This window comes from uncultured Marivirga sp. (genome assembly GCF_963974845.1).
In the GTDB taxonomy this organism is placed as follows: Bacteria; Bacteroidota; Bacteroidia; order Cytophagales; family Cyclobacteriaceae; genus Marivirga; species Marivirga harenae.
Map to the genome: position 1 here is coordinate 291366 of NZ_CAXBEQ010000004.1, position 19586 is coordinate 310951.

21 protein-coding genes are annotated in these 19586 nt (G+C 35.1%); 15 read left to right on the top strand and 6 right to left on the bottom strand.

Features of this window, described 5'->3' with window-relative positions:
- The first annotated feature begins 22 nt into the window (after window positions 1–22).
- Window positions 23–568, top strand: coding sequence for an NUDIX hydrolase (locus AAC601_RS11215; protein WP_303269890.1), 546 nt, complete (start codon window positions 23–25; stop codon window positions 566–568).
- Here the strand turns inward: AAC601_RS11215 and hisC are convergent.
- The 3 genes from hisC to hisG form a co-directional block, all read right to left on the bottom strand.
- Window positions 565–1638, bottom strand: coding sequence for a histidinol-phosphate transaminase (gene hisC / locus AAC601_RS11220; RefSeq protein ID WP_303269889.1), 1074 nt, complete (start codon window positions 1636–1638; stop codon window positions 565–567). The two genes, AAC601_RS11215 and hisC, sit on opposite strands and share 4 nt — an antisense overlap.
- Before the next feature lie 9 nt (window positions 1639–1647).
- Window positions 1648–2937: a histidinol dehydrogenase gene (hisD, locus tag AAC601_RS11225; protein ID WP_340153310.1), complete on the bottom strand. Its 1290-nt coding sequence runs from the start codon at window positions 2935–2937 to the stop codon at window positions 1648–1650.
- 73 nt (window positions 2938–3010) lie between these two features.
- Entirely contained in the window at window positions 3011–3868 is an 858-nt protein-coding gene (gene hisG / locus AAC601_RS11230; protein WP_303269887.1) for an ATP phosphoribosyltransferase, read from the bottom strand.
- Window positions 3869–4207: 339 nt separating this feature from the next.
- Here hisG and AAC601_RS11235 point away from each other — a divergent pair, with 339 nt between their 5' ends.
- The gene (locus tag AAC601_RS11235) at window positions 4208–4684 is read left to right on the top strand and encodes an Mpo1-like protein (protein ID WP_303269886.1); all 477 of its coding nucleotides are present in this window, start codon (window positions 4208–4210) and stop codon (window positions 4682–4684) included.
- Between the two features lie 2 nt (window positions 4685–4686).
- Here AAC601_RS11235 and AAC601_RS11240 read toward each other — a convergent pair whose 3' ends face one another.
- Window positions 4687–5298 carry a YigZ family protein gene (locus AAC601_RS11240; RefSeq protein WP_340153311.1) on the bottom strand — a complete coding sequence of 204 codons (612 nt, stop codon included), beginning with the start codon at window positions 5296–5298 and terminating at the stop codon, window positions 4687–4689.
- Between the two features lie 102 nt (window positions 5299–5400).
- Here AAC601_RS11240 and AAC601_RS11245 point away from each other — a divergent pair, with 102 nt between their 5' ends.
- Genes AAC601_RS11245 through AAC601_RS11260 form a run of 4 tightly spaced genes read left to right on the top strand, consistent with a single transcriptional unit; the run spans window position 5401 to window position 8873 of the window.
- On the top strand, window positions 5401–6318 hold the full coding sequence (locus AAC601_RS11245) for a hypothetical protein (RefSeq protein ID WP_340153312.1): 918 nt from the start codon (window positions 5401–5403) through the stop codon (window positions 6316–6318).
- Window positions 6319–6356: 38 nt separating this feature from the next.
- Window positions 6357–7538 (top strand): hypothetical protein, encoded by a 1182-nt coding sequence (locus tag AAC601_RS11250; RefSeq protein ID WP_340153313.1) that lies wholly within the window; start codon window positions 6357–6359, stop codon window positions 7536–7538.
- Window positions 7528–8394, top strand: coding sequence for a glycosyltransferase (locus AAC601_RS11255; protein WP_340153314.1), 867 nt, complete (start codon window positions 7528–7530; stop codon window positions 8392–8394). Before AAC601_RS11250 ends, AAC601_RS11255 begins: the two co-directional genes overlap by 11 nt.
- Entirely contained in the window at window positions 8391–8873 is a 483-nt protein-coding gene (locus AAC601_RS11260; protein ID WP_303269881.1) for a low molecular weight protein-tyrosine-phosphatase, read from the top strand. Before AAC601_RS11255 ends, AAC601_RS11260 begins: the two co-directional genes overlap by 4 nt.
- A 25-nt stretch (window positions 8874–8898) precedes the next feature.
- On the opposite strand, the gene AAC601_RS11265 is transcribed toward AAC601_RS11260, so the two are convergent.
- Window positions 8899–11604 carry a putative LPS assembly protein LptD gene (locus AAC601_RS11265; protein ID WP_303269880.1) on the bottom strand — a complete coding sequence of 902 codons (2706 nt, stop codon included), beginning with the start codon at window positions 11602–11604 and terminating at the stop codon, window positions 8899–8901.
- Window positions 11605–11728: 124 nt separating this feature from the next.
- Between AAC601_RS11265 and AAC601_RS11270 the strand changes: the two genes are divergently transcribed.
- The 4 genes from AAC601_RS11270 to AAC601_RS11285 are packed head-to-tail and all read left to right on the top strand — an operon-like array spanning window position 11729 to window position 15976.
- On the top strand, window positions 11729–12475 hold the full coding sequence (locus tag AAC601_RS11270; RefSeq protein WP_303272120.1) for an N-acetylmuramoyl-L-alanine amidase: 747 nt from the start codon (window positions 11729–11731) through the stop codon (window positions 12473–12475).
- Between the two features lie 14 nt (window positions 12476–12489).
- Window positions 12490–13425 (top strand): MlaD family protein, encoded by a 936-nt coding sequence (locus AAC601_RS11275; RefSeq protein WP_340153315.1) that lies wholly within the window; start codon window positions 12490–12492, stop codon window positions 13423–13425.
- Between the two features lie 44 nt (window positions 13426–13469).
- Entirely contained in the window at window positions 13470–15098 is a 1629-nt protein-coding gene (locus tag AAC601_RS11280; RefSeq protein WP_340153316.1) for an acyl-CoA carboxylase subunit beta, read from the top strand.
- Between the two features lie 11 nt (window positions 15099–15109).
- Window positions 15110–15976, top strand: coding sequence for a transglutaminase-like domain-containing protein (locus AAC601_RS11285; RefSeq protein WP_303269877.1), 867 nt, complete (start codon window positions 15110–15112; stop codon window positions 15974–15976).
- Here the strand turns inward: AAC601_RS11285 and AAC601_RS11290 are convergent.
- The gene (locus AAC601_RS11290; RefSeq protein WP_340153317.1) at window positions 15973–16608 is read right to left on the bottom strand and encodes a 4'-phosphopantetheinyl transferase superfamily protein; all 636 of its coding nucleotides are present in this window, start codon (window positions 16606–16608) and stop codon (window positions 15973–15975) included. The two genes, AAC601_RS11285 and AAC601_RS11290, sit on opposite strands and share 4 nt — an antisense overlap.
- 16 nt (window positions 16609–16624) lie before the next feature.
- On the opposite strand from AAC601_RS11290, the gene AAC601_RS11295 reads away from it, so the two are divergent.
- The 5 genes from AAC601_RS11295 to AAC601_RS11315 all read left to right on the top strand — a co-directional run bounded on the left by AAC601_RS11295 (window position 16625) and on the right by AAC601_RS11315 (window position 19536).
- Window positions 16625–17542: a WD40 repeat domain-containing protein gene (locus tag AAC601_RS11295; RefSeq protein WP_340153318.1), complete on the top strand. Its 918-nt coding sequence runs from the start codon at window positions 16625–16627 to the stop codon at window positions 17540–17542.
- Between the two features lie 103 nt (window positions 17543–17645).
- A complete protein-coding gene (locus AAC601_RS11300; protein ID WP_303269874.1) occupies window positions 17646–18401 on the top strand; it encodes a DivIVA domain-containing protein in 756 nt (251 codons plus the stop codon).
- Between the two features lie 18 nt (window positions 18402–18419).
- A complete protein-coding gene (gene folB, locus AAC601_RS11305; RefSeq protein ID WP_303269873.1) occupies window positions 18420–18785 on the top strand; it encodes a dihydroneopterin aldolase in 366 nt (121 codons plus the stop codon).
- 29 nt (window positions 18786–18814) lie between these two features.
- The gene (locus AAC601_RS11310; RefSeq protein WP_303269872.1) at window positions 18815–19219 is read left to right on the top strand and encodes a nucleotidyltransferase substrate binding protein; all 405 of its coding nucleotides are present in this window, start codon (window positions 18815–18817) and stop codon (window positions 19217–19219) included.
- Window positions 19216–19536 (top strand): nucleotidyltransferase domain-containing protein, encoded by a 321-nt coding sequence (locus AAC601_RS11315; RefSeq protein WP_340153319.1) that lies wholly within the window; start codon window positions 19216–19218, stop codon window positions 19534–19536. Before AAC601_RS11310 ends, AAC601_RS11315 begins: the two co-directional genes overlap by 4 nt.
- Window positions 19537–19586 lie beyond the last annotated feature (50 nt).

The following is a 19586-nucleotide window of genomic DNA, read 5'->3' on the forward strand; positions in this document are numbered from 1 at the left end:
TTTATTTTAAATATTTCATAAGATGCCGATAAATCCCTGGAAGTTATTAAAATCTAAAATTCAATATGAAAACCCATGGATTAAAGTTGAAGAACATGATGTGATCAATCCTGGTGGCGGTATGGGGATATATGGAAAAGTACATTTTAAGAATGTGGCAGTTGGTATTGTTCCAGTAGATGATGATGGAAATACATGGTTGGTTGGTCAATATAGATATCCATTGGATGAATATAGCTGGGAAATCCCAGAAGGGGGGTGCCCTATTGGCGAAAGGGAGCTTGATGCAGCCAAACGTGAACTGAGAGAAGAAACCGGGTTATTCGCTGCAAGCTGGGAGGAATTATTGAGGATTCATACCAGCAATTCTGTTTCTGACGAGAGAGGAGTTGTATATTTAGCTAAGGAGTTAAAACAGGGAGAAACGGACTTTGAGGAAACCGAAGATTTAAAAATTAGAAAGCTTCCAATATCAGAAGCTTTTCAAATGGTAATGGACGGTAAAATTACTGATAGTATTAGTATCGCAGCCCTGCTAAAGTTGAAGTATTTGCTGGATAAAATTTAGTAATTCAGCTTGTCACCTGAAGTTATCCCTTCCAGACCCCTAATAATAGCCTCATTCTCTTCCTTAGTTCCGACCGTTATTCTCAAGCAGTCATTACATAGTGAAACATTGGAACGATCTCTGACCACAATGCCGTTTTTAAGAAGGTTTTGATAGATTTCTTTTGCATCATTTATTTCTACTAAAATAAAATTTGCATCAGTCGGATAAACCTTCTTAACCCCCGCTATATCTTGCAGCTTGAGAAATAGGTCATCTCTTTCTGCTATAATCGCTTTTACTTGATTGTCAAATATTTGCTTCTTTGAAAGTGATTCTGCTACCAGTTTTTGACTAGGGCCACTAATATTATATGGGGGTTTAACTTTGTTAAGTATCTTAATTAAATCTTGATTTGCAAATGCCATTCCCAATCTGGCTGAAGCTAAGCCCCATGCTTTGCTTAAAGTTTGTAGAACTACCAAATTTGGATACTCTGATAACGCATGTATCCATGAGTCTTGAGCTGAAAAATCAATATAAGCCTCATCAATGACTACAATTCCATTAAAATTCTCTAATAAATACTGAATGTCATCTTTCCTCAAGCTATTTCCCGTTGGATTATTCGGAGAACAGATAAAAAGCATTTTGCTTTGCTGAGTGGCCTTGTCTATAATCGCTTTCACATCTAATTGAAAATCTTCAGTTAATTGAACTTCTATATTTTCAACATTATGGATGGATGAAGATACTTTATACATTCCATAAGTAGGAGGGCAGGTGACTATGTTGGATTCTTCACTTTTGCAGAAAATTCTAAAAAGTAAATCTATTGCCTCATCACTTCCATTACCTAAGAATATATTTTCAGCGGGGATTCCTTTTAAGTCAGATAATCTGGTTTTTATTTTCTTTTGTAATGGATCGGGGTAGCGGTTCCAGTTTTGTTGCTCCTCATCAAACGGATTTTCATTGGCGTCTAAAAACACCTTAGCATCACCGGAAAATTCATCTCTTGCTGAAGAGTATGCCTGCAATTTTAGAATATGTGGAAGTACTAAGTCCTCCCAATTTATATTATTGCTCATTTTTGCAAGTTATTTATTCTTTAAACTATTTAGTCTGACAGTCACTGCGTTTTTATGTGCTCTTAAGGATTCGGCTTCCGCCATCTCTTCTACATGCGGGCCCAAGGACCGCAAGCCTTCGGGTGTTATTTCCTGATAGGTGATATTCTTAACAAAACTATCCAAAGAAACTCCACTATAAGCTCGTGCAGCACCATTTGTTGGTAAAGTATGATTAGTCCCTGATGCATAATCACCAGCAGATTCAGGAGTATAGTATCCTAAAAATATGGAGCCAGCATTTTCAATTTGACCGGCTATTTCCCTCGCATTTTCAGCTAATAAAATCAAGTGCTCAGGAGCATATAAATTTATTAAATCAATACATTCAGCTTCAGACTTTAAAATGATGACGGCACTATTTTGCAAGCATCTGTCAGCAATTTCCCAGCGAGGCAATTCACTTAGCTGATGGTATATTTCTTTTTGCAACGCATTTAACATTTCCGGATAGGTGGTGACAAAAATTACTTGACTATCAACTCCGTGTTCTGCTTGCGATAGTAGATCAGCGGCTACAAAGCCTGGATCCGCACCTTTATCTGCATAGACTAATACTTCTGACGGTCCTGCTGGCATGTCTATTGCAACTGCTTCCAAACTTGCCAGTTGCTTAGCGGCAGTTACATATTGATTACCAGGGCCAAATATTTTATCCACCTTCGGAATGCTTTCTGTGCCATAAGCAAAAGCAGCAATTGCTTGTGCTCCACCCACTTTAAATATTTTTGTAATTCCAGCAACTTCAGCAGCATATAAAATTGCAGGATGAATTTCCCCTTCTTTATTAGGTGGTGTACATAATACTATTTCTTTACAACCAGCAATTTTCGCGGGTATGGCCAACATTAAAACTGTGCTGAAAAGTGGAGCCGTTCCACCAGGAATGTACAAACCTACCTTAGGGATGGCTACTGATTTTCGTTCACACAATACACCTGGCATGGTTTCAATTTTGAGTGGAACGGTTACTTGTGCCTCATGAAATTGAAAAATATTATCATGGGCCACTTTGATAGCCTCCTTTAATTTATCTGAAACAGCTGATGAAGCTGATTTTATCTCATGATCATTCACCAGAAAATTATCCAATTCGATCCCGTCAAACTTTTTTGTGTAGGCTTTTAAAGCATCGTCTCCATTGCTTTGAACCGCATCCATAATAGGTTGAACTATTTTTCTTATATCAGAAAGAGATTCTGTTGGTCTTTTCAGTAGATGTTCCCAGCTATCTCTTTTCGGGTATGTGTAATCTTTCATATTTTCTTTTATCAAATAGATTCCTCAATAAATCTTAACTAAACCTGCCAGATTTTATTTCAAAGGTGGATCACTATACAATCATCTTCTCTATAGGAGCTACTAATATTCCTTGAGCGCCCGCTCCTTTCAGTTTTTCTATTACTTCCCAAAAATCATCTTCTTTTACAACAGAATGTAATGAACTCCATCCTTCCATTGCTAAAGGTAAAACCGTTGGGCTTTTCATCCCCGGTAATAAATCAATAATTTCATCAATCGATTCATTTGGAGCATTCAATAAAATGTATTTGTTGTTTTTACCAGCTTGAACAGACTCCATTCTGAATAGCAGTTGATTCAAAATGTCTTTCTGCCCATCAGATAAATTGTTGTTTGAAACTAAGACGGCCTCTGAACGCATAATTACATCGGCTTCTTTTAAACCATTACTTAACAAAGTGCTACCAGAACTAACAATATCGCAAACAGCATCAGCTAAGCCTATACTTGGAGCAATCTCCACTGAACCGCTGATTTCATGAATTTCTGCATTAATATTGTTTTCTTTTAAGAAATTACTTAAGATTTTAGGGTAGGATGTAGCGATGCTTTTCCCATCTAAATCCTTAATATTTTTATAATCCCAGTTTCTATCTACACCAATTGATAGTCTGCATTTAGAAAATCCTAACTTTTTGACTATTTTGACATCATTGTTGTATTCAACTAATACGTTTTCCCCCACAATTCCTAAATCAGCTACTCCGTCTTCAACATAACCTGGAATATCGTCATCTCTTAAAAATAAAAACTCGATTGGGAAATTATCAGCAACTGCTTTAAGTTTACCTTTTCCATTGCTGAATTTAATTCCACATTCTTTAATTAGTTTTAGTGAGTCTTCGCTTAATCGACCTGACTTTTGTATAGCAATTTTTAATGTATTCATATTTAAATTTTGAGATATAAAAATAGTATTTAACTAAGAGATTTTCTAAGGAAATGTTTAACGATTCTCCTTAAATAAATATAATGTGCAGACACCTGCTTATGGCGATATATTGATTTTTTTCCTCTTACAAAGAGGAATGATGGAATACATGAACTGCATGAAATGCCTGGGAAGCATTTTGCCAATTTAAGATATGTAATGTGATTTTGTTCATGAGAAAGCAAATGTAATAAGCTTTTTTTAAAATGCTATTGTTTTGATTCGTTTTATGTAAAAATTCTAATTCTTAGAACATTACTAATTGATTCATAAATTAAAATTTTCTACTTTAGATACATGAGAAAAATAGATACATTATTAGAGGAATATGGGGCGAGCCATAAAAATGCAACTAATAAGAAAGTTCATTGGATTTGTGTGCCTTTAATATTTTGGAGTGTTGTAGCTTTGCTCTATAGTATACCAAATGATATGTTAACCTATGCATTCGGTGTTGGTTACTTTAATAATTGGGCAGTAGTTGTTTTAGGGATCGTGCTTATTTATTATATCAGTTTGTCAATCCCCCTCTCATTTGGTATGGTGCTATTTGCTGTTTTATGTATAGCAGTTGCACGCTGGGCGGATCAGCTAGATTTTTTGCCTCTGTGGGCAATAGCATTGCTAGTGTTTTTCTTGGCATGGGTAGGTCAATTTTGGGGTCATAAAATTGAAGGTAAAAAGCCTTCATTTCTGAAAGATTTACAGTTTTTACTAATCGGACCTGCCTGGTTGATGCATTTTATATATAAAAAGATTGGAGTGAAATATTGAATTCAATCGTCTTGAAGTGCATTATTTATATCGAGCTTTAGGCCATCAATTTTACTAGCTTCTTCTTCAAATTTCTCCTGTAATGATTGTTTAATACCCAATGTGGCATTACAGTTTTCTGTGAATTCTTGATTTTTAATATCAGCTGCAAAATCAGCTATTAATTTCATTACCTCATTTGTAATTTCGTATCCATATTGAATTTCGTAGATAGCTTCAATGGTAACTTTTAATAGTTTTGAAGCCTCCAAAGACTCAAATGCTGCTGTTTTATATGCATTTATTAGGCCAGAGACACCAAGTTTTGTCCCACCAAAGTAACGGACTACCACTACTAGGACTTGCGTTAGGTTTTTTGATTTTATTTGACCTAAAATGGGATCTCCAGCGGAATGGTTGGGTTCCCCATCATCATTTGCTCTCAGCTTGTCTTTTGATAAAAAATAAGCATAGCAATGATGGCGAGCATCATGAAACTGCTTCTTGACCTCCTCTAATTTTTCTTTAACTTCATCTTCATTATGCACTCTAAAGGCTAGCCCTATGAATTTACTACCTTTTTCTTTATAGAATCCTTCGCCACCTTTAGAAATTGTGTAGAAATAGTCCTTCATTTATACTTAGAAATTTTATAAGAGAAAGTTCAAATTAGAGGATTTTAGGCAATTAAACTTCAAACTTATCATTTATTGCACTTTAAAAAGTATTTTTACCCCATGAGGCAAAACTATCAAATTTCAGAGCATTTTCCCTCCAAAAGTGAGGAAGAAGTATTGAAGTTTTCTGTTTTTGCTCAGAAAAGTTATTGGTTGTTACATTTGGCTTTGGAGAAGATCCTTCCCATTACGGTCTATGATGATAAGGGTCAGATTGTTGCTTTTTGGTGTTTTTACAAACAAAAGCAAAAATTGAGTACACCATTTAACGCCCCTTTTTTTACTCCCTACTTTGCAAGTGAAGTCGATATAAGTCTGGTTTGTGAAAATGTTTTCAGCTACTGTAAAGAGAAGTATAATTGCTCAATCGAGTTTACTTTGCAATCAGATACTCTTTCCACTGATCACTTCTTTTTGATGCCTTCGCTTAAGATCAAAAAAGTAGATCTTGCCAGTAGGCTTACAGTATCTGACAAGTCATTTGTAGAGCACATTAGGCAAGAGCGAAAGAAACGAAAATTGAAATCTTTATTATCTGCTAATCAATATAGAGTCTCAAATGTAGATATAGATAATTGGGCTGATGAATATCAAGAGAATTTGAATTGGAGAGCAAAAAAATCTCATCAAAACTTAATAAGTGTAGAAAACATGTCAAAGGCAAAATTGCAATTCCCTGATGTTTATCATGCTTTAAAAATAGAAATAGATAGCATTTTGGTTGGGAACGTATTCTTTTTGAAGGTAAATGATATGACGCTTTATGTATATTCATTAATAATTGATCCATCATCAAATTTGAAGGAGCCTTCACTTTTATTGTGGAATTCTGTATATAATTGGGCACAACAGAATGGTTTCTCCATAATTGAGATGGGAACTTCTATGCTTCCAGATGGAAATATTAACAAAAATTTAGCTCGATATAAGTCTTATATTGGGGGTGAATTTTACAGAAAATATACTTTGCATTGTTGAGGTTTTGGCAGATATATCATCATAGCTTTTGGAGTGGAATGCTTTTATTAATCCGGACCGTGGTAGGCTTTGGTGCACAGAAAGCTGTAGCTGTTTTATATGGACCAGCTGGAACAACCCTGTTTAGCCACTTTCAAAATTTCCTAGCTTTATTTACTCAACCTATTCAAGATGCAGCTGGAAATGGGCTGATAAATGCATTTCCAAAACAGAATTTCCAAAAGAAGCACGTCATTGGATCAGCCATTATCATTTTAGTTCTATTAACCTTTGTGACTGGCATTTTTTTATTGATTCGTCATCAGTTCAGACAAAGCCTTTTCTTATTCAGTCTTCAAGAATGGCTAACAATTATTCCTTCCATTCTACTTTTTTGCTTTGGCTTGATAGTTTCTGCTGTATATGTTATTCAGCAAAAATTAAGTGTTTATGCATCAATCATTTTGGTTCAATGGTTAACATTTTTTGGAGTGCTTGTTTTCTTTGAGCTAAACCTTCATCAATTCTTGATTTTATGGCTATTAATTCAGTCGCTTTTTTCGTTAGTTCTGATTTACCCGATTTATCCCTATCTGAAATTTAATTTTAGAATTGATAAAAAATTAAAACAACATTTTGGTCAATTCCTAATTATGGCAATCACTGTGTGGTTAAGTAGTAAATGGGTTGATTATTTTATCAGGGAATTTGCCATTCAAGAGTTTGGGACTGTTCAAACAGGTTTATGGCAATCCGTTGTGAGAATTTCTGAAGCATATCGTGGGTTATTGATTAGTTTTCTATTTTTGAGCTTTTACCCAATGATCTCCAAACTAATAGCAAGAAGAAACTTGGATTTAAGCATTTTGAAGAGGTACTATTTGCCGTATTTTTTACTTTCCTTGATATTTCTGTTCTTGGTTTTTCAATTTGATGAGCTTATTCTGGAAGTATTTTATGACGCACAGTATGCAGAGGCGGTACACTTGTTTCAATTTCAGATTTTTGGAGATTTATTCGCATTTCTATCCTTTCCATTTTCTGTTTATTTAATTGCTACTGTTAGGGTCAAATCATATGTTTTTACTGAAATATTAAGTGCGCTTATATTTGTAGCAATAATAGTTTTAAATTCATCAATAGGTATAGATATTTTGGTTTATGCTCACATCCTACGGTTTAGTTGCTTTTTTGTAGTTGTGGCGATTGTAGGAATAAAAAGTTTAAGAAATGAAGGGTAAGGTAGCTGTAATTTGTTTGTGCTATAATCATGAAAAATATGTACAGGAAGCGATGCAATCAGTTTTAGAGCAAACTTATTCTGCAGAACTTATTATTGTGGATGATGCTTCAAGCGATGACAGTGTACAAAGAATAAAATCTTTTATTGATCATCATCCAAATAGAAATATCAAATCAATCTTCTTGCGAGAAAATATTGGTAATTGTAAGGCTTTTAATAAGGCATTGGAACTAGTTAATGCCGATTATATTATTGATTTGGCGGCTGATGATCGTTTATTGGAGGATAGGGTGGGAGAAGGACTGCAAAATCTGGAAAGAGATCGAAATATTGCCGTTAATTTTACAAATGCAAACTACATAAATGAGGAAGGAGAGTATATTAAAACTCATTATCCGGTAGATAAGAAGAACCATTCTACTATTCCAGTGCCAGAGGGCAATTTATTTTATCAGATTTTACAAAGATATTTTATTTGTTCTCCAAGCATGATGTACAGGTCTTCTTTTTTGAAAGAGCTTGGTGGATATGATGAAGATTTAGCTTATGAGGATTTTGATATTATGCTCAGACTTTCAAGACAGCACCTATTCAGTTACACCGACAAAATATTGGTGGAGAAAAGGGTTTTATCTAGCTCGATGTCTCACCAACAATACCAAAGTAACAATAAACAATTGGCTTCGACTTTGAAAATCTGTTATAAAGCATTTGATATGATTCAAGATAAACGGGACAAAAAAGCGCTACTTAGAAGAATTTTTTATGAATCAAGACAGGCTTTTCTTCATAAAAGATTCATATTGTTCTCAGCTTTTATTAATTTGGGTTTTAAAACTATTTTGCAAAAATGAAAAAAATACTTTTCGTGTGCTTGGGGAACATTTGCAGATCACCACTGGCTGAAGGTTTGATGTTAAGTAAAATATCAAATATGGACAATGAAGAACAATTTAAAATTGATTCATGCGGAACAGCGGATTATCATATTGGTGAGTTGCCTGATGAAAGAACACGTGAAAATGCTCAGGAAAATGGTTTAGAATTGAAACACCGTGCAAGGCAGTTTGATGCTTCAGACTTTAATCGCTTTGATCATATTTTGGTAATGGACAATGCCAATAAAATGAAGATTATTGGATTTGCAACTTCTGAGGAGCATCTACAAAAAGTTCAGCTTATGCGTGATTATGAGACTGAAATCAATTTGCAGGGCATTGATGTACCTGATCCATATTATGGTGGAGAGGAAGGTTTCCAAAATGTATATGATATCTTGGACAGATGTACCGAGAATCTATTGAATTACCACCTGCAAGCCATTGAAAACTAAGACCTTTTAATTTAAGAACTCGTATTTAATTATCCCACCAACTTCTTCTTCTGTTCAATTTTAAATCTTGGAGAATAGAGGCTTTCACTCCAATATCAACACTGAAAGACTGGAATCTGCCAAAAGGAACCCAATTGGCATTGATTTGCCAGCAATGAAGATTTCTAAAGATATTGATAGATGTTTGTGTGAATTCTTGTTGTTCAAAGTCATATCCTGAGTTAAATCCAACTTTCCAGTTTTCGGTAAAATTTACATCCCCACTAAAATTCATGGTTTGCTGGATATTTGCCTCCTCAAAGCCTTGCTTGCTCCACCTGATGTTGTATCGGACTCTCAAATTCCATGGTACTTCGAAATCCACATACATATCAGGGTTATTGGCCAATGCCTGAATTTGATCTTCTGTAGCACCTGCTTGCCGCGCTTGATCTTCTAGATTATTTCTGTTTTCATCATCACTTTTTTTACCAGCAGGGTTTAGATTAGTGGATAAAGCGATGTTTGCAGTTGTCAATCGCCCTATTCCTTTGCCCGCTTCCCAGGCATACTGGTCAATTTTCCTTTGAAATACTTGTTTAGTTCCATTTTCTCTAACGTTGATACTGTCTAAAACCATCACATAAGGATCAATCCCAGTTTGTAAATTGACGTCTAACTTCCCATTAAATAGATTTGTCCGAGCGTTTATGGAGATAGGAGCTAATCTAAATGAATCAGCGATGACATTATAACTAGTAGCGAATGAAAGGTTGTCAAAGATTTTAACTTTTTTGGGCATGTCTGAAGTATCACTTTCTTTTTTTACTTTCATTTCAATTGTATTGGCTAAAGAAATTCCAATAGTTCCCGACTTTCCTCTTCCTGGACTTCCGTATACAAAGCCTTCATATTTTGAATATACTCTTGTATTTCCTAATGAGTCTGTTTGAACCTCCTTATATATTCCATATTGCTCTTCACCAAAATCGGGTCTCCAATTTAAATTAACTGAAGGAGTCATTATATGTCTTACCGCCTTAACTGGTCCTTTCTTTGGGTAAATCGTTCCGTAGAGCCGGGTAGTGAAGCCGATACCTGCGTTATAAGATGATGCTCTACTAAAAGTATTTACAGTGTCTATAACAACTGTATTTAATGAGTCGCTATATCTATGATTCAACTCTCGTAAATACCACACTTCATCATAATTGAAATTAGGGCTGGCGGTAATAAATTTGAATAAGTTAAATGAAGTAGAAACGGGAACTCTATGTCGACCCCCATTATTTGCTCTCTCTAATAAGTATGGGAGATTTTCCCGGCTGAAATCTGCGATACTGTCTTCTGTAGCTTCTGGACCAATCATACCTATATTATTAGTAATTCTGTTTGTCGAAGTAAAGTTGTAAGAGTAATTCATTTTCTGGAGCCAATTCAAGCCATCCACATTTACGGCTTTAAAAGGGTATTGGCGATTCATGTTTAGAGCTACTTCTGGTAATAGTAAGTTGATTTCATTCGTTCTAATGTCTTGATCATGCCTTGCACTAATAGCATAATTGAATGGTGTTCCTTGAATTACATTTGAATATGAAATATTTGAATTGAAGTTAGCCGTAACTTGTTGTTGAAAGTTGGTAGAAGGGTTATTTTGATTAAAAGTGGATGTACCACCGTTTACCGAGGCAGAAAAACGTCCTGTGCCTTTTGATTCTGGCCTATGCGACCACTGAACCCAAAAATCTCGGGAGACAGCAGAATCCGCTTCTGTCTCGCCTATTTGTTGTTGATTAAATCTAATGTTTAGATTGCCATTATAACTATATCTTTTTTTGTAGTTAGAAGCCACCGAAAGTCCATAACTACCTTTGGAGTATATTTCACCTCGAAGTGCCATGTCAGCATATTGATTTATAGCCCAATAATAACCTCCATCTCTCAAGAAAAACCCTCTTCTGTTTTCTTCTCCATAAGTTGGGAATAAAATACCGGAAGTTTTATTGTTTGGCATTGGAAACATTCCGAAGGGAAATAATAATGGAGTTGGGATCTCTGTAATTTCTAAATTAAATGGCCCTGCCAATATCTTATCCCCAGGAATAAGTTTTAATTTATTTGCAGATATTCCGAAATGGGGATGGTCTAAATTACAGGTAGTATACAAGGCATGATCACTGAACATTTCATCCTTTTCATTCTTTTTTGTCCAGTTTGAGTGCATGAAGGCTTCTCCCTGTTGGGTGACCACTCCTTTGATTATCGCTTTTTTAGTATCGAAATTATAAGTAATCTGATCCGTCTGATAAACTTGACCTTTATCTGTAAAAATAGGTTTGCCTGTAATATTATCAGCAGTGTCCTTTAAACCGCTGGCGTCAAGAATTTTGGTATTATAATTTACTTTTATCTTATCAGCGTCAAGTTCTATATCCCCATAATCAACATGAGCCTCTTTATACATAATAATATCTTGAGTTTTCAAGTTAAAGTTTAAAGAGTCTTTGGCAGTGTAATTGACAGTTGTTGCAATATCTCCTTTTTTCTTTTTCTTAACAGAATCAGTTCGAACATTATTAGTGATGGAATCCGTTAAAATATTAATAGTGGAATCTTCAATAGATTTTGTGGAATCAATTTTGATAGAACTCTCAAGCAAAGAGTCAGATTTCTGATTTACAGAATCAACTTCTTGCGCGTAACCAATAAAGGGTACAACAAATATGAATAAACTTAAAATATACCGCCTCAAATTGTTCCGTGGATTTTTCCGATTTGATGAATTTTTGCAATCTTTGTGTAAAATTATACTATTCAAATTTAACAACCGAAAGATTGTGAAAAATATTACCATCCTTTCTATTCTTACACTGTTGATGGTCCTTGGCTCCTTCACAAATCTTAACAAACCTTCATACAAAGTTGATAAGGTTGTGATTGATGCTGGACATGGCGGCAAAGATAGTGGAACTCGAGGCGTAATGTCAAAGGAAAAAGACATAGCTTTAGATATTGCTTTGGAATTAGGTGAGATTATTAAAGAGTACTTGCCTGATGTTGAAGTCATTTATACTAGAACTGATGATAATTTTGTTGAACTTGATGAACGCTCGAACATTGCAAACAAAAATGGTGCCGACCTCTTTGTTTCTATTCACTGCAATGCGGTGGAATATAGTACAAAAGTGCATGGTACAGAGACTTGGATAATGGGATTACACAAGTCGGAGACTAACTTAAATGTGGCGAAGAGAGAAAATGCTGTAATTTTGATGGAAGAAAATTATGAAGAAAAATATGAAGGCTTCGATCCTAATGATCCAGCATCGCATATTCTTTTTTCTTTATATCAAAATGCCTATTTAGCTAATAGTTTGAATTTGGCTGAAAAAGTTGAATACCAGTTTGATAAACGAGTTGGTCGTCATAGTCGAGGTGTAAAGCAAGCAGGATTTGTAGTTTTGTTTAAGAGCTCTATGCCTAGTGTTTTAATTGAGACTGGATTTCTAAGTAATTCACAAGAGGAGAGATATTTGAACGATGATCTCGGTCAAACGTATATAGCATCTGGAATCTTTAGAGCCATTCGAGATTACAAAGTCGAAATTGAATCAATGAACTAAAAAAACTATATAAATTGAAAATAGCTAAAGAAATTAAGGTTGCGGTATTAGCAATCACAGCAATTGTAATATTTTATTTTGGTTTTAATTTTCTGAAAGGAATTGATTTTTTCAATCCTTCCAACGAGTATTATGCCGTTTACGAACAAGTTGATGGCCTTACGGCATCAAATCCTGTATTGCTCAGTGGACTCTCAGTGGGAAGGGTTAGCAAAATTGAAATTTTACAAGACCAGGAGAATAAGCTAAAGGTATATTTCGAAGTTAGGGAAGATATTACTTTAGGTGACGAATCAGTGGCGCTATTGGCTTCTGATATTCTAGGTTCGCAGACAATTGTTTTAATCAGAAACAAAGTAACTGAAGCATTGCCAGAAGGAAGTGAAGTTATTGGAGATATCGAACCTGCATTAACAGAACAAATCCAAGAACAGGCATATCCTGTTCTGAAAACTTTAGATTCAGTTGGACAACATCTCAATCATATTTTGGCTAATATTGATAAAAATGAGGATGCTATTCAAAATATAATGCTCAATGTGGAGCAAACCACTCAGAATTTAGCGAAGATATCAGAAAAGCAAGCTACCATTACCGCTTTAATTGATGATTTTAAGAAAATATCAGCCACCCTTGCCGATGAAAAAAGCGGTCTGAAAGCATTATTGAAGAAAACGAATGGGATTGCAGACTCAGTTAATGCTCTAGAATTAGCTAGAGTGGTCAATAGATTAGATACAACTTTAATTACAATCAATAATACCGTAGCTTCTATGCAAGATGGTGAAGGTACTGTGGATAAGTTATTGAACGATGATTCATTATATTTGAATCTAAATCAAACATTGGTGGATCTTGATGCTTTATTAATTGATATGAAAGATCAACCAAAAAAATATGTTCACTTTTCTCTTTTTGGTAGAAAAGATAAAGGAGACAAAAAGAAGTAACGGAAGCACTCAATTAATTATTAAATATACCAGGAAACGACTCAATGGATATCGCATTTAATAAAAACGAAGACCTCAATAAGCAGGAGGTAGATAAACTAAAACACAAGCTAGAAAAAGTATATTTAGGAGGTGGCGAAAAAAAGATTGCCTCGCAACACGAAAAAGGGAAACTTACTGCTAGAGAACGCATAGCCTATCTTTGTGATGATGAAACAGAGTTTTTGGAAATCGGAGCTTTCGCGGCAGATGGTATGTACAAAGATGTAGGAGGTTGTCCGTCAGCAGGAGTTGTGACAGGAATTGGGTATGTAGAAGGCCGTCAGGTGATGATTGTTGCCAATGATGCGACCGTTAAAGCTGGAGCTTGGTTCCCAATGACTGCCAAAAAGAATTTACGTGCACAGGAAGTGGCCATGGAAAATAGATTACCTGTCATTTATTTAGTAGATAGTGCGGGCGTTTTTTTACCCATGCAAAATGAGATCTTTCCTGATAAAGAACATTTTGGTAGACAATTTAGAAATAATGCAAAAATGACTTCAATGGGAATTATCCAAGTAGCAGCAATCATGGGAAGTTGTGTTGCTGGTGGTGCCTATCTGCCTATTATGGCCGATGAAGCAATGATTGTTAATAAAACGGGCTCAATATTTTTAGCTGGTTCCTACTTAGTGAAAGCAGCTATAGGCGAGGACATCGATAATGAGACCTTAGGTGGGGCAAGTACACATTGTGAGATTTCAGGGGTTACTGATAATAAGCATGAGACCGACCAGGATTGTTTAAATGATATCCGCAGAATATTCAATAAAATTGGAAGCTTCGAAAAGGCTGGATTTAATCGTGAAAAACCAAAAGCTCCAGCAAAAGATGAAAAGGAAATTTACGGTTTACTCCCAAATGATAGAGTAAAACCCTACGATACCAGAGATATTATCGAACGGTTAGTCGATAATTCTGAATTCGATGAGTACAAAGAATTATATGGACAGTCAATAATTTGTGGCACTGCCAGAATTGATGGTTGGGCTGTTGGAATAGTAGCCAACCAGAGAAAGGTGGTGAAAACTAAAAAAGGAGAAATGCAGATGGGTGGAGTGATTTACTCTGATTCTGCAGATAAATCGGCTCGTTTCATTATGAACTGTAATCAACGTAAGATACCGTTAGTATTCCTTCAGGATGTTAGTGGTTTTATGATTGGCAGCAAGTCTGAGCACGGTGGCATAATAAAGGATGGGGCAAAAATGGTGAATGCCATGGCTAATTCTGTTGTGCCGAAATTTACAATTGTTATTGGTAATTCCTACGGGGCAGGAAATTACGCCATGTGCGGAAAGGCATATGATCCAAGACTGATTTATGCGTGGCCAACTGCTCAGATTGCAGTAATGAGTGGAGCTGCTGCAGCGAAAACATTATTGCAAATAAAAGTAGCTACTTTGAAAGCAAAAGGTGAAGAGATTTCCGAAGAAGACAAGGAAAAAATGTTGAAAGACATAACTGATAAATATAATGAGGAACTATCTCCTTATTATGCAGCTTCAAGATTATGGGTAGATGGAATTATTGATCCACTAGAAACACGAAAAGTAATTTCGATGGGAATAGAAGCAGCTGACCACTCACCTATTGAAAAGCAGTTTAATGTAGGAGTTATTCAAACCTAAATCATTTAAAGTTGGAATTGGATAAAAAAGAATTTAAGGCATTAGTTTCACTGTTGGAAGATGATGATGAGGAAGTAAATCGTCATGTAGAAGGAAAAATCATGTCCTTGGGTAGTGATATTATTCCATTTCTTGAGGAGCAATGGGAAAACAGTTTTGATCCCAATATCCAAAGCAAAATTGAAGATATGATCCATACCCTTCAGTTTTCTAGATTGAAGGATCGAATTCGTGAATGGAAAGATAACGGAGGTGAGAGTTTGCTGGAAGGGATGTGGTTGATTTCGCTGTATCAGTATCCTGATACAGAGCTTAATGAATTGAATAAAGAAATAGAGCAGATCTACTATGATATTTGGGTCGAGTTGAAGGAAGACCTACATCCATATGATCAAATTAAGATCATCAATGGGGCCTTATTTAACAAATTGAAGTTTAGGGCCAATACCAAGAATTTTCATTCTCCTAATAATTCTTTCTTAAAATCTGTTTTGGAAAGTAAAAAGGGAAATCCTATTTCACTATCAGTGGTTTACATGTTGGTTGCTGAAAAACTAGGATTACCTATCTATGGAGTCAATTTACCCAACCTATTTATCATAACTTATAAAAGCGAGGAAGTCCAATTCTATGTTAATGCCTTTAACAGAGGCTTAATTTTTTCAAACAAGGACATTGATAATTATTTGTCTAACCTAAATCTGACTCCAAAAGCAACCTATTATCAACCTTGTTCTAATGAAGATATAGTTAAAAGAGTATTGCGTAATCTCATTATGGCTTATGATAAACTAGGTGAACATCACAAATCAGAAGAGGTAAAAGAACTGCTAATTGAAGTTTCTGGTGGGATTGACTTTGATGCTTTAGGGCTTTAAGTCAGATTCAAACAAATAAAATACTCCTTTAACTCAAAAAAGGCCAGCTTATAGCTTTTATTGAATCCATCTTTTTTGATCGTCCCCCTCATCAAAGTCCATTCCTTATTTTCTGGTTTGCAATTCAAGTGCTCCCTGAAATCTAATTCTCTTTTCATAAACAGCTTGTATAGGACTTCCTTGGCTGACCACATTTTAGAATAGTAAACCAAATTGTCTTGGCAATATTCCATTTCCTGAGGAGTGTAAAGCCTTGGAGCAATTTTGACCATTTTGGCTTTAGGTTTTTCAATATCTATACCCACATCCAGCTTATTTCCAATACTAAGTGCAATGTAATTTTCAGTATGAGAAAGTGAAATGTCATATTCTGAATTAGGTATTTGTGGTTTTCCATATTCATTTCTGAATATAGGCAGGTCAGAAATATCCAGTTGATGTAAAACAGTTTTGCACAACATCCTGCCTGCCATAAACTCCAATTTCTTTTCTGGATGCGTGGTTTCTAACAGTATTTTTTCATCAATGAGGCTGAGCTGGACATTTTTGAGGTAAAACTCTAAATCCTCTTCGATTTTCCAAACAGCCAAATGAATATTATCGTTGATTTGCCTTATGTATTCTAATGCCATCTCGTAACTTTACAATATGCCTAAAATTAATGTAGAAAAAATTCAAACCCTAACGGGACACAAAGATTGCTTGTATGTGGTAGAGCCTGCAAGCAAGAACCATCTCTTTTTTTCTGCTGGAGGTGATGGGATTGTGGCGCTATGGGATTTAAAAGATCCTGAATTGGGAACTATGGTGGCTAAAGTTAAGAACTCAATATATGCGCTCCATTATTTAGAAGATAGCAATCAGTTGATTGTTGGGCAGAATTATGAAGGAATTCATTTGGTTGATGTGATGGAAAAACAAGAGCTCAAATCATCAAAAATAACGGATGGTGCTATTTTTGACATAAAAGTAGTCGACAAAATTATTTTAACTGCTTGTGAAGACGGACAACTGGTTTTATCTGATTTAAATGACCTTAGTACAATTGCCAAATTGAGATTAAGTAGTAAAAGTGCAAGAACTATAGCAGTTCATCCTGATGGAAATGAAATTGCAATTGGTTTCAGTGACAATTCTATTAAAATACTTTCTACTTCAGATTGGCGTTTGAAAAAAGAGATCAAAGCACATGATAATTCAGTTTTTACCCTACAATATTCATTTGATGGAAATATATTGTTGAGTTCAGGTCGTGATGCCCATTTGAAAATCTGGGATGTGAAGGGGGATTATATTTTATTGGAATCCATAGTGGCTCATATGTACGCAATTAATAATATCAGTTTCAGACCAGACGGAAAATATTTTGCAACTTGTAGTATGGACAAAAGCATTAAAATTTGGGATGCGCAAACATTCAGACTGTTGAAAGTAATTGATAAAGCGAGGCACGCAGGTCATGCCACCTCCGTGAATAAATTACTTTGGACTGATTATCAAGATCGGTTAGTAAGCGCAAGTGATGATCATACTTTGTCAATTTGGGACATACAAATGAATAAATAAAAATAAGGCTGTATATTTATATCTTGAAAAAGTGAAATACTTTTCTTAGCATTAAGACAAATCCTAGTCAAATGCGTTATTCAAAATATCAACATGTAAAATTATGAAGATTACTCCTTTAGAAATAAGACAAAAAGAATTCGAAAAAGGCTTTAGGGGCTATGATAAGGATGATGTCAAAGCATTTTTAGCTTCTCTTTCACAGGAATGGGAGCGTGAGATGGATTTGCAAAAGGAGTTAAAACTGAAACTTGAGGGTGCCGAAAAAGAAGTTGAAAAACTTCGTCAAGTGGAAAGTTCACTTTACAAGACTTTGAAAACAGCAGAAGATACAGGAGCCAATGTGGTGAGCCAAGCCAACAGAACAGCAGAATTACATTTGAAGGAGACGCAAATGAAAGCAGATAAATTATTGTCTGTTGCTCAGGATAAAGCTAAATCTATAGTAGAGGACGCTAATAATAAAGCGCAAACCATTTTGGAAGAAATGGAAGACGAGCTTAAGGAAGTGGCAGAAGGATTCAAACAATTAGAAAATCACAGGGATAATGTGGCCGAAGAGCTTAAAAATTTAAGTAACGGCTTGAATGATAAGGTGAAGAAGATCGAAGACCGCATGCAACATGTGGATATTGAAACGCACCTCAAAAGAGCTAGGAAAGCAGTCAAGAAAATCCAAAATGCCGATGAGTATGAATTGGAAGAGATTAAGTCTAAGCCAATATCCCAAGAAGAAGCAAAGGCTCCAAATGTAGAGAAAACAGCAAAGAAAGAAGAGCCCGTTAAGAAAGAAACTAAAGAAAAAAAGGAAGATGGGGGAGAAGATACTTCCTTTTTTGATGAAATTACTGCTGATTAAAAATTTCAATAGACATTTATGAAGGGAAAAGTAGCACTCTCCGGAATGGCTTTTTACAGCTATCACGGCTATTATGTAGAAGAGAATAAATTAGGAAATCATTATACTGTTGATTTGGTAGTAGAAACCGAATTCGATCAAATGGATGATAATTTGGAGAGCACTTTAAATTACGAAACCCTCTATAAAACCACGGCTGAAGTGATGGAAAAACCGCTCAAATTATTGGAAACACTTGCTTTTCATATCGGGAAGAAGATCCTAAAAGAAAATGAATCTGCTATTAAAGTATTGGTTCGTGTCAATAAACAACAACCACCAATTGGAGCTTTGTGCGAGAAGGCTTATGTGGAATTAGAGGTGGATATGGATATGTTGTCTTAATTTTTTTAAATTAGATTAAAATTTAATTGATGAAGGAAGATATTAGGTGGAAACAAAGGTTTTCAAATTTTGAAAAAGCTTTATCTCAACTTCAAGAAGGTATTGAGAATAATGGTGCTGACCCAATTAATATTATTAAGGAAGGGATAGTGCAAAGATTTGAATTCACTCACGAATTAGCCTGGAAAGTTTTAAAGGATTACCTTTTATATGAGGGTATCCAAAATGTGACAGGTTCCCGTTCCGCCACTCGTGAAGCATTTAGAATTGGTTTGATATCAGATGGGCAGAAATGGATGGAAATGATTGAAAGTCGTAATAATACTGTTCATACTTATAATGAAAATATATTAAAGGTGGAATATGATAAAATCATCAATCAGTATTTTTCATTATTTATTGACTTCCAAACTAAAGTAAAATCACTATTATGAGTTTTGGTTTGCCCAATAGCTTAATTGAGAAAATTACAAAAATCCTCCAAAATCATCCAGAGGTGGAGGAAGCTCTAATATATGGTTCCAGGGCAAAAGGAAACTACAGAGAAGGCTCAGATATTGATATGGTTTTAAAGGGTGAGCAGCTAACTGAATCTATTAAAAATCATATATTCTGGGAAATAGATGAGCTGAATTCCCCTTACACTTTGGATTTATCAAATTACCAGGGAATCACATCTAAAGAATTAATTCAGCATATCGGTAGGGTTGGTAAACCATTCTTTCAAAAAGAAAATCAAGCCCAATCCTAGGATTACATTAAATACATTCATTTCTAATTTGCCTTTTTGTTGAATTTATA

Excerpts from the sequence above, each read along its gene's own strand:
- AAC601_RS11215 (WP_303269890.1), top strand. The coding sequence starts at position 23 with ATGCCGATAAATCCCTGGAAGTTATTAAAATCTAAAATTCAATATGAA.
- hisC (WP_303269889.1), bottom strand. The coding sequence starts at position 1,638 with ATGAGCAATAATATAAATTGGGAGGACTTAGTACTTCCACATATTCTA.
- hisD (WP_340153310.1), bottom strand. The coding sequence starts at position 2,937 with ATGAAAGATTACACATACCCGAAAAGAGATAGCTGGGAACATCTACTG.
- hisG (WP_303269887.1), bottom strand. The coding sequence starts at position 3,868 with ATGAATACATTAAAAATTGCTATACAAAAGTCAGGTCGATTAAGCGAA.
- AAC601_RS11235 (WP_303269886.1), top strand. The coding sequence starts at position 4,208 with ATGAGAAAAATAGATACATTATTAGAGGAATATGGGGCGAGCCATAAA.
- AAC601_RS11240 (WP_340153311.1), bottom strand. The coding sequence starts at position 5,298 with ATGAAGGACTATTTCTACACAATTTCTAAAGGTGGCGAAGGATTCTAT.
- AAC601_RS11245 (WP_340153312.1), top strand. The coding sequence starts at position 5,401 with ATGAGGCAAAACTATCAAATTTCAGAGCATTTTCCCTCCAAAAGTGAG.
- AAC601_RS11250 (WP_340153313.1), top strand. The coding sequence starts at position 6,357 with ATGCTTTTATTAATCCGGACCGTGGTAGGCTTTGGTGCACAGAAAGCT.
- AAC601_RS11255 (WP_340153314.1), top strand. The coding sequence starts at position 7,528 with ATGAAGGGTAAGGTAGCTGTAATTTGTTTGTGCTATAATCATGAAAAA.
- AAC601_RS11260 (WP_303269881.1), top strand. The coding sequence starts at position 8,391 with ATGAAAAAAATACTTTTCGTGTGCTTGGGGAACATTTGCAGATCACCA.
- AAC601_RS11270 (WP_303272120.1), top strand. The coding sequence starts at position 11,729 with ATGGTCCTTGGCTCCTTCACAAATCTTAACAAACCTTCATACAAAGTT.
- AAC601_RS11280 (WP_340153316.1), top strand. The coding sequence starts at position 13,470 with ATGGATATCGCATTTAATAAAAACGAAGACCTCAATAAGCAGGAGGTA.
- AAC601_RS11290 (WP_340153317.1), bottom strand. The coding sequence starts at position 16,608 with ATGGCATTAGAATACATAAGGCAAATCAACGATAATATTCATTTGGCT.
- AAC601_RS11295 (WP_340153318.1), top strand. The coding sequence starts at position 16,625 with ATGCCTAAAATTAATGTAGAAAAAATTCAAACCCTAACGGGACACAAA.
- AAC601_RS11300 (WP_303269874.1), top strand. The coding sequence starts at position 17,646 with ATGAAGATTACTCCTTTAGAAATAAGACAAAAAGAATTCGAAAAAGGC.
- folB (WP_303269873.1), top strand. The coding sequence starts at position 18,420 with ATGAAGGGAAAAGTAGCACTCTCCGGAATGGCTTTTTACAGCTATCAC.
- AAC601_RS11310 (WP_303269872.1), top strand. The coding sequence starts at position 18,815 with ATGAAGGAAGATATTAGGTGGAAACAAAGGTTTTCAAATTTTGAAAAA.
- AAC601_RS11315 (WP_340153319.1), top strand. The coding sequence starts at position 19,216 with ATGAGTTTTGGTTTGCCCAATAGCTTAATTGAGAAAATTACAAAAATC.